This is a genomic window from Haematobacter genomosp. 1 (assembly GCF_002196855.1).
Classification (GTDB): domain Bacteria; phylum Pseudomonadota; class Alphaproteobacteria; order Rhodobacterales; family Rhodobacteraceae; genus Haematobacter.
This window is the reverse complement of sequence record NZ_NIPW01000004.1, coordinates 274,515-283,093: the sequence shown is the minus strand read 5'-3', so window position 1 is coordinate 283,093 and position 8,579 is coordinate 274,515. Positions and strand designations below refer to the sequence as shown.

Below are 8,579 nucleotides of genomic sequence, written 5' to 3'. Positions count from 1 at the left end.
GGTCAAAAATCGAGGTGCCCTCAACAGGGTCGAATTCAGCGATCAGGAGAGCGAAGCGTCGGCGGGCTGAATGGGCCGTTCAGGGCACGGTTTTCTCCGTAACGCCGGTCCGAGCCGCGCGACGCGGTTTTACCTGATCGCCCGGGTGGAGGCGGGACACTTTGGACCTTCATGGGGCAAGTCATCCCGAGAAATTATTGAATACAAAGGTGCCACCGCAGCTGACGTCAGACACTTACACCTTGATTTTCCTTAAAAATTTCTGATCTCGCTATCGCAACGTCCGCAGCGAACGCCCAATCCCAAGACGGGAATTTTTTGCTTTCTGGAAATGGTCGGGAAAGGGAGCGCTCCGCTTCTCCACCCTTTTGCTGAATTGTTTCATGCGCGCCCTCTGCGCAGAATTCCAGCGTGTTCGGTTTGTGGCTGGCCGCCCGCCGAAGCAAGGGAGGGTATTCCATGACTTATGAAAATGTAGAGATTCATCCGGCAGTGGACGGGGGCGTTCATCCGGGGAAAGCGGATTTTGCAGGGGGAACGCTGAAATGCCATTGCGCCAGCAACCCTGTCGAAGTGAAGGTTTCGCACCAGACTGCGCATAACCACGTCTGTGGCTGCACCAAATGCTGGAAGCCGGAAGGCGCGACCTTTGCTCAGATCGCGGTGGTCCCGCGGGATCATGTGCAGGTAACGCAGAATGGCGACAAGCTGAAGATCGTCAACGAACAGGCGGCGATTCAGCGTCACGCCTGCAAGGATTGCGGCGTGCACATGTATGGCCGGATCGAGTCGACCGACCACCCCTTCCACGGCCTGGACTTTGTTCATACCGAGCTGTCCGCCGAGGATGGCTGGGCTGCGCCCGAATTCGCCGCCTTCGTTTCTTCGGTGATCGAGTCCGGTGTCTCCCCTGACCGTATGGAGGGTATCCGGGGCCGGCTGCGCGAGCTGAAGCTGGAGCCCTACGATTGCCTCTCGCCGCCGCTTATGGATGCGATCGCCACCTTCGTGGCCAAGAAGAACGGGGTTCTGGCCGCGGCCTGATCCGCCGTGCCTGGGGTGCCGGTGCGAACGTTTGCGCCGGCGCCACCCGTGCGGGGCCTGAACGCCCGGCATAGCGAGATGGAGATTTCGATGCGCACCCGTGCTGCCGTCGCCCTGGAAGCCGGTAAACCGCTTGAGGTGATGGAAGTGAACCTCGAAGGCCCGAAAGCGGGTGAGGTTCTGGTGGAGATGAAGGCGACCGGCATCTGTCATACCGATGAGTTCACCTTGTCAGGGGCCGATCCCGAAGGCCTCTTTCCGGTCATTCTCGGTCATGAGGGGGCCGGGGTCGTGCTGGAGGTCGGGCCGGGGGTCACGACGCTGAAACCCGGCGATCACGTCATCCCGCTCTATACGCCGGAATGTCGGCAATGCCCCTCCTGTCTCAGCCGCAAGACGAACCTCTGCACGGCGATCCGCTCCACTCAAGGGCAGGGCGTGATGCCGGATGGAACGACCCGGTTCACCATGCCGGATGGCACGCCGATCCTGCACTACATGGGCTGTTCGACCTTCGCCAACCACACGGTCCTGCCGGAGATCGCACTGGCCAAGGTTCGGGATGACGCGCCGTTTGAAAAGATCTGCTACATCGGCTGTGGCGTCACCACGGGAGTGGGAGCGGTAATCAACACGGCGAAAGTGGAGATCGGCTCCAAGGCGGTGGTTTTCGGACTGGGCGGGATCGGCCTGAACGTCATTCAGGGCCTGAAGCTTGCCGGGGCCGACATGATCATCGGCGTGGATCTCAACGATGACAAGAAAAGCTGGGGCGAACGCTTCGGCATGACCCATTTCGTCAACCCGCGGAACATCGAAGGCTCTGTCGTCCAGCATATCGTGGACATGACCAAGACACCTTTCGATCAGATCGGGGGCGCGGACTATTCCTTCGACTGCACCGGCAACGTGAAGGTGATGCGCGACGCGCTGGAGTGCACGCATCGTGGGTGGGGTGTCTCGGTCGTGATCGGCGTGGCCCCAGCCGGGGCGGAGATTCAGACCCGGCCGTTTCAGCTGGTCACCGGCAGAGTGTGGAAAGGCTCCGCCTTCGGAGGCGCGAGGGGGCGCACCGATGTCCCGAGGATCGTGGACTGGTATATGGAAGGCAAGATTCAGATCGATCCGATGATCACCCATTACCTGACACTCGACGAGATCAACACCGGGTTTGATCTGATGCGCGAAGGCAAGTCGATACGCTCGGTCGTGATCTACTGAGGCCGTTCCACGGGCGGCGGGAGCGAGGGAACCTGCCTGTTGATAATACAAAAATCGCTCCGTCTGCGGATTGAATCACTCCTATTCCGCTGTCGGCTCGGTTATGGAGAAGCGGATGTGCTCCGGCAGGATAACCAGTCAGAACACAGGCGCGAACTCGCCAAACTCTGGCTAATGGAGGAGAATCCATGTTTCGTCTGACCAAGTCCGTTCCCGCATCGCTTGCTGCGATCGTTCTGGCGGTGAGCGCACTGCCTGCGCTTGCGGAGGGTGACCCTGCGAAGGGCGAGAAATCCTTCCGCAAATGCGCGATCTGCCATGCGGTTGAGGCGGGAGCGCCGAACAAGGCAGGTCCGAACCTGCACGACGTCGTCGGGCGCAAGACCGCCTCCCTGGAAGGGTTTACCTATTCCGACGCGATGAAGAAGCTGGGTGACGACGGCCACATCTGGACGCCGGAGGAGATCGACCACTTCATCACCGATCCGAAGGCAATGGTGCCGGGAACCAAGATGGCGTTCGCGGGCGTGAAAAAGCCCGAGGAGCGTGCGGATATCGTTGCCTATCTGCAGAGCCTCAACGCCAACTGATCCGCTGACCGGCGACCGAGCCTCTTGACGCGCCCCATCCGGCATGGCTTCCCCTTGTGGGAGGGCCGCCGGATGGTGGCGGTACAGGACGGGAGAGGACGCATGAAGGTTTTCATCAGCGCGGACATGGAAGGCACTGCCGGGATCACCGCTTGGGACGAACTGGAACGCGCTCACCCCGATTATGCTCAGTTTCAGGGCTATATGACGGCGGAGGTCGCTGCCGCCTGCGAAGGCGCGCGTGCCGCGGGCGCGACCGAGATCGTAGTGAAGGATGCGCACGAAAGCGCGCGTAACCTGATCCTTGACCGGCTGCCGGAGGGTGTCCGGGTCATCAGGGGATGGAGCGGCCACCCTGACTCCATGATGTTCGGTATCGACAGCAGTTTCGATGCCGCCATCTACACCGGGTATCATGCAAAGGCGGGAAGCGATACGAACCCGCTGGCGCATACGATGAACGGGCGGATCGGTCGGCTGCTCATCAACGGTGAGGTTGCCTCCGAATTCACGATGAATAGTCTTTGTGCCGCGCGTTATGGCGTGCCATCGGCCTTTCTGGCGGGGGATGCTGGCATCTGCGCCGATGCAGCGGGTCTCGTGCCCGGCATCGCGACGCTGACGACCGGGCAGGGCTATGGCAACGCGACGGTCTCCCTCGCCCCGATCGAGGCCGTGCGCCGCATTCGTGCAGGCGTGGAAAAGGTGCTCCGCGGTGATTTTCGCGCCGCCCTGCCTGCACTTGCTTCGGATTATGAGATGGTCATCGAATTCTCCACCCCCGGCGACGCCTATCGCGGAAGCTGGTATCCGGGTGTCGAGCAGACGGGGCCGCGCAGTATCCGCTTCATCGCCAAGGATTTCTTCGAGATTCAGCGCGCCTTCCGGTTTGTCGGCAGTGCGTGATTGATCGGGTTTGTCGCAAAACTGTTACAATCCTTGCAACCGCCATGGAATGCTGCAACTCTGAGGTTCTAACACGGACCTCTGCAGGCCCGGTGACCGGGGGGCTTGCGCCATGGTGCCAACGTCTGATCCAACTGTTCAACTCATCGACCTGATCGGTGCGGCCGCACTTTTGCTGCTGGGACTGCGGCTTATCAAGCTCGGTGTGCTTCGTGCTTTCGGGGCGACGTTGCGGCAGTGGATCGCGCGCGGCACCCGCAACCGGGTGGCAGCCGCATTCTGGGGGTTCCTTGCCACGCTGGGCTTGCAGTCCAGCACGGCGACGGCGGCGATGACGGGGTCTTTCGTCGCGCGCGACATTCTGGACCCGCGGATGGCGCAAGCGGTGATGCTGGGGGCGAATCTCGGCACCGCTGTCGTCGCGCTGATTCTCTCTCGCGATATTCACTGGCTGGGGAGCGCTTTGATCGCCGTGGGCGTGGTGCTCTCCACACCTTCGCGCACCGGCAGGGTGCAGGCCATCGGCAGGAGCCTGCTCGGTCTCGGCCTGATGCTGCTGGCGCTCCGGCTGCTGGGCGGGGTGACGGAGCCGCTCCGCCATTCCCCGACGCTCGCCGTGGTGATGGCCTCGCTCGACAATGCCCCGATCTTCGCCGTGCTGCTGGCTGCGGGACTTGCGGTCCTGGGTTCTTCCAGCCTTGCCGTGGTGTTCCTCATCATGGCGCTGGCGGGTGCCGGGACAATTTCACCGGCGCTGGTCGTGTGTCTCGTGGCGGGCGCCAATCTGGGGGGCGCGATCCCTGCCTATCTGGCTGTCGCAGGGGAAGGTGTGGCAGCGCGGCGTCTGGCATTATCCAATCTGCTGGTTCGCGCTGCGGGGGCGGCAGTCGCCACGCTTTTCGCGGGCGACATTGCCGCAGTGCTGGAACCCCATCTGTCGCAGGGCATGTTGGCGGTGGGTCTGCACGTGCTTTTCAACCTCACGTTGCTGATCGTGTTCCTGCCGCTCATTGCCCCGCTGGGGCGGCTGGTGGAACGGCTTCTCCCGCAGGGACCGGGGACAGAAGGCGCGCCCAGTTATCTCGACGACAGTCTTCTTGCCACACCGGGGCTGGCGCTTGCCGTGGCCGCGCGCGAGGCGCTCCGGCTCGGCGATCTGGTCGGTCAGATGCTCGACCGTTCCGAGCAATCCCTCCGCTCGGGGGATGAGATGGCGGTGCAGGAGGTCGCACGTCTGGAGCGGGAGGTGGACCGTCTGCATGAGGCGATCAAGCTCTACGTCTCCCGGCTCGGCCAACAGGAGATGGACGCGGTGGACAGCCATCGGGCGAGCGAGATCATCTCTTATGCCATCAACCTCGAGCATGTGGGCGACATTGTCGAAAGCGGGCTGGCGGAGATCGCCGCAAAGCGCATCCGAAAGCGCCTGACCCTCTCGCCCGAGGGGCTGGATGAACTTTCGCGCTTCTTCGCCCATACGCGAGAAAATCTGCGGCTTGCACAGGCGATCTTCCTGTCACGCGACACCGACCTTGCGCGTCAGCTTATCAATGGCAAGGTGATGGCGCGCAAGATCGAGGCGGGCTCCGCGGAACGCCATCTCGCGCGGCTTCGGGCCGGGCGGGTCGAAACGATCGAAACGAGCACGATCCACCTCGACCTGCTGCGCGATCTGAAGCGGGTGAATGCTCACCTTGCCTCCGTCGCCTATCCGATTCTAGAGGAAATCGGTGCTTTGGGTGAGAGCCGCCTGACGCCGGCCAGCAAGTCGGTCACGCCCGTTAACCAACTATAACTTATATAATTTTATAAGATTGATGATCCATTATACTGGCTTGGTGTAGAGTCGGTTAAAGGGTTTCATCATGTCGAAGATTTGCGGGTTCACGGCGCTGGCGATGCTGGTGTCGGGCCCTGTCGTGGCGGCGCCGTTGAACTTTCAGGACATCCTGCAACAGTTCAATCTGGTCGTGCTCGGTAACGCGACAAACAGCAGTGAGGTCGAGGGCCGGACTTATGTCGGCGGCAACCTCAGCGGAACATCGAACTACTGGATCGGCGGTTCCCATGACCCGCAGGCCCCGTCAGACTATGCGGCGCTGACCGTAGGGGGAACGCTGACCGGCACCGTGCAGGTGAACAATGGCGGCGCGGTGGTTGTCGGCGGCAATGCCACGGGGATCAATCTGAACGGAGGCGGGACTGCGCTTATCGGAGGTGTGGCGACTCAGGTCCAGGGCGGCGCCGTTACATCGGGTGCCTCGGGAAGTGCCGGCTTCTCCGACCTGTTTCCGGTCTCCATCGAACAGACGGTGAGCGAAGCCTCCCTGTCTTTCGGAAATCTTGGCGGCGACGCCGTTACCATTACCGGAAACACGGCATATTTCGGCAGCGGGATGGCTGGCCTGACCATCTATGAGATGACGCTGGCTCAGGTTTCCGCGTTGGGACAGGTGGATTTCTCCCGGCTGGGTGTGGGCGAGAGTATCCTGATAAACGTGACCGGCGCTGGAACGGGAAGTTTTCTTGCCAACCCGCTGGGCGGAACCGGGGCGGCGGAGCATGTGCTGTGGAATTTCGCGGGCGCGACGGACCTAACCATTCAGGGTATCGTGGGATCGGTGCTGGCGCCGCTGACCCATGTCATCGTCACCAACCCGGTGGAGGGAACGCTGATCGCGGGCAGCGCAACGCTCAACAGCGAAGTTCACCTCAGGCCGGCTCGGGGAAGCTATCTCCCCCCGGATCCACCTGCGCCCGTGCCCCTGCCGGCCGCTCTGCCGCTGCTGCTTGCGGACCTCGGCGCAATGGGTCTGGCGGCGAAGCGGCGTCACTGATGATTGTGAGGGTGGCTGCCCTGCGGCCATCCCGCTCAGGCGGAGCGACGGCCCCGGCGGCTGACCCGCCCGGCGCGGGAGGGCAGTTCGGCCATGATCTCCGCCCGTTCCTCGGCGCTCATGCGTGTCCACATGCCGATCTCCATGGTAGTGCGGAAGCATCCGGTGCAGATCCGCTCCTTCGGGTCGATCTGGCAGACCTTGACGCAGGGCGTTTCGATCCCCCGTTCAATCCGCATCCTTCCGCTCCTCCTTCATGTAGCGCATCCGGTCCAGCGCGCCTTGAAGGATATAGGCAGCCGCGACGTTGTCGATAAGCTCTCCGCGGCGCTTACGCGACGTGTCGGCCTCCAGAAGCGCCCGCTCCGCCGCGACGGTGGAGAGGCGCTCGTCCCAGAAACCGATGGGGAGGTCCGTCAAACGGGAAAGGTTGCGGGCGAAGGCGCGGGTTGACTGGGCGCGCGGGCCTTCGCTGCCGTCCATGTTCTTCGGCAGGCCAAGCAGGAAACCGCCCAGCGAGCGGCCCTTGGCAATGTCGAGAAGCCGTGCCGCGTCCGCGCTGAACTTGGACCGGCGGACGGTTTCCAGCGGCGTGGCGACGCCCATCAGGATGTCGGACACCGCGACCCCCACGGTCTTCTCTCCAAGGTCCAGCCCGGCGATGCCGCGAACGGGGGGGAGGGCAGCGGCAAAATCCGCGATGTCGTCATAGACCATGGCGCCTCACAATCCGGTTACGCCCGCCTTTTCCGCCGCATCGCGGATGGGGGCAAGGGCGGAGTCGCGCCCGGCAAACACTTCCTGCGCTTCGGCCCAGACGGCGGCGGCTTTCTGTCCCTCCCCCAGCACACCGAGCGAGGAGATCAGCCGTGCCCAATCCTCGGGCGGCCCGCCTTCGCGGGAGAGGCGATCGGAGAGGCGATCTACCATGCCGCGCACCATGGCGTCGCGATCCTGTGGGGTCATGTCGTCCGCCGCGGATATGTCCGCCGCGGAGGGGCCGGCGATGGGCGGCGCCGCTTCCGGGGGCAGGGTGTAGTCCACCCCGGCGAGCAGCGCGAGGCGCGGCAGGTCCTGCCGGATCGCCGGTATCCAGGGACTGCCGGGCGGGCTGGTTTCCAGCAGATCGCTCCACAGGCGGAAGGCGAGGTCCGGGCGGCCGGTCTGCGCCAGCATCAGGCCGCTGTAGAAACGCGCCGCCGGATTCTGCGGGTCGCGGCGCAAGGTTTCCGTCAGCGCGGCTTCGGCTTCCGATGACACCCCGCCGCCAGCGGCGAGGATCAGATAATCGGCAAGATCGGCATAGTCGGAGGCCGCCGCGTCACTCCCCTTGAGGGTGACGACCCGCGACTGGGCTGCGGCAGCGGAGGAGAACCGGCCAAGTGCCGCTTCGTTTCTGGCCAGAAGCTGCTGCCCCCGGAGGTCGTCGGGGTTGGCATGAACCGCGGCGCGGAGTTTCTCCATGAGATCAAGGAAGGCCGCGTCCTGCGCCCCGTCGAGCGTGAGGGGCGGGGCGGCGGCCTCCATCTGGGCCTGTGTCGGACGGTTGGCCTTCAGCTCCGCCGCCGCAGCATACCGCGAGGCAAGCGGCATGTCCGGGTAATCCGGTGCGCCGAGCTTCAGATAAAGCCCGAAGCCAGCCGCAAGGAGGAGGATCACCGCAAGCCCGGCGACCAGCGGTGCACCGCGCCCGGCGGGCTGCTCCGTCTCGCGGTCGGCCTCCAGCAGCCGCCGGGAGATCTCCGTGCGCAGGCGCCCCGCTTCCGCTGCGGGCAGGGTGCCGCGTTCGAGATCACGCTCCACCTCCCGCAGCTGGTCGCGATAGACGCGGACATTGGCGTGCTCTGTGTCTTCCTCCCGGCGGGAGCGGAGGGAGAGCAGCAGAACGACCGCTATGGCGAGCGTAAGGGTCGCCGCGGCGATCCAGAAAGGCATGGCTCCTCCGATCTCATGACCTGTTCCATTTAGGACCTCCTGACGG

9 protein-coding genes are annotated in these 8,579 nt (G+C 63.7%); 6 read left to right on the top strand and 3 right to left on the bottom strand.

Annotated elements, in window-relative coordinates:
• Positions 1-459 precede the first annotated feature (459 nt).
• The 6 genes from gfa to CDV49_RS02150 all read left to right on the top strand — a co-directional run bounded on the left by gfa (position 460) and on the right by CDV49_RS02150 (position 6,598).
• Entirely contained in the window at positions 460-1,044 is a 585-nt protein-coding gene (gfa, locus tag CDV49_RS02175) for an S-(hydroxymethyl)glutathione synthase (RefSeq protein WP_088213922.1), read from the top strand.
• 90 nt (positions 1,045-1,134) lie between these two features.
• A complete protein-coding gene (locus tag CDV49_RS02170) occupies positions 1,135-2,265 on the top strand; it encodes an S-(hydroxymethyl)glutathione dehydrogenase/class III alcohol dehydrogenase (RefSeq protein ID WP_088213921.1) in 1,131 nt (376 codons plus the stop codon).
• Positions 2,266-2,453: 188 nt separating this feature from the next.
• Positions 2,454-2,855: a c-type cytochrome gene (locus tag CDV49_RS02165; protein WP_088213920.1), complete on the top strand. Its 402-nt coding sequence runs from the start codon at positions 2,454-2,456 to the stop codon at positions 2,853-2,855.
• A 102-nt stretch (positions 2,856-2,957) separates the two neighbouring features.
• On the top strand, positions 2,958-3,761 hold the full coding sequence (locus CDV49_RS02160) for a M55 family metallopeptidase (protein WP_088213919.1): 804 nt from the start codon (positions 2,958-2,960) through the stop codon (positions 3,759-3,761).
• Between the two features lie 112 nt (positions 3,762-3,873).
• Complete coding sequence (locus CDV49_RS02155; RefSeq protein ID WP_088213918.1) at positions 3,874-5,556, top strand: Na/Pi cotransporter family protein; 1,683 nt, start codon at positions 3,874-3,876, stop codon at positions 5,554-5,556.
• 70 nt (positions 5,557-5,626) lie between these two features.
• A complete protein-coding gene (locus tag CDV49_RS02150) occupies positions 5,627-6,598 on the top strand; it encodes a collagen-binding domain-containing protein (RefSeq protein WP_088213917.1) in 972 nt (323 codons plus the stop codon).
• 35 nt (positions 6,599-6,633) lie between these two features.
• On the opposite strand, the gene CDV49_RS02145 is transcribed toward CDV49_RS02150, so the two are convergent.
• Genes CDV49_RS02145 through ccmI form a run of 3 tightly spaced genes read right to left on the bottom strand, consistent with a single transcriptional unit; the run spans position 6,634 to position 8,533 of the window.
• Entirely contained in the window at positions 6,634-6,837 is a 204-nt protein-coding gene (locus tag CDV49_RS02145; protein WP_035740877.1) for a DUF1289 domain-containing protein, read from the bottom strand.
• Positions 6,827-7,315, bottom strand: a complete 489-nt coding sequence (ruvX, locus tag CDV49_RS02140) for a Holliday junction resolvase RuvX (protein WP_088213916.1) — start codon at positions 7,313-7,315, stop codon at positions 6,827-6,829. Before ruvX ends, CDV49_RS02145 begins: the two co-directional genes overlap by 11 nt.
• A 6-nt stretch (positions 7,316-7,321) precedes the next feature.
• Positions 7,322-8,533: a c-type cytochrome biogenesis protein CcmI gene (gene ccmI, locus CDV49_RS02135; RefSeq protein WP_088213915.1), complete on the bottom strand. Its 1,212-nt coding sequence runs from the start codon at positions 8,531-8,533 to the stop codon at positions 7,322-7,324.
• Between the last annotated feature and the right edge of the window lie 46 nt (positions 8,534-8,579).

What these genes read in the sequence shown, in the direction of transcription:
- CDV49_RS02165 (WP_088213920.1), top strand. Translation starts at nt 2,454, where the DNA reads ATGTTTCGTCTGACCAAGTCCGTTCCCGCATCGCTTGCTGCGATCGTT.
- ccmI (WP_088213915.1), bottom strand. Translation starts at nt 8,533, where the DNA reads ATGCCTTTCTGGATCGCCGCGGCGACCCTTACGCTCGCCATAGCGGTC.
- CDV49_RS02160 (WP_088213919.1), top strand. Translation starts at nt 2,958, where the DNA reads ATGAAGGTTTTCATCAGCGCGGACATGGAAGGCACTGCCGGGATCACC.
- CDV49_RS02150 (WP_088213917.1), top strand. Translation starts at nt 5,627, where the DNA reads ATGTCGAAGATTTGCGGGTTCACGGCGCTGGCGATGCTGGTGTCGGGC.
- ruvX (WP_088213916.1), bottom strand. Translation starts at nt 7,315, where the DNA reads ATGGTCTATGACGACATCGCGGATTTTGCCGCTGCCCTCCCCCCCGTT.
- gfa (WP_088213922.1), top strand. Translation starts at nt 460, where the DNA reads ATGACTTATGAAAATGTAGAGATTCATCCGGCAGTGGACGGGGGCGTT.
- CDV49_RS02155 (WP_088213918.1), top strand. Translation starts at nt 3,874, where the DNA reads ATGGTGCCAACGTCTGATCCAACTGTTCAACTCATCGACCTGATCGGT.
- CDV49_RS02145 (WP_035740877.1), bottom strand. Translation starts at nt 6,837, where the DNA reads ATGCGGATTGAACGGGGGATCGAAACGCCCTGCGTCAAGGTCTGCCAG.
- CDV49_RS02170 (WP_088213921.1), top strand. Translation starts at nt 1,135, where the DNA reads ATGCGCACCCGTGCTGCCGTCGCCCTGGAAGCCGGTAAACCGCTTGAG.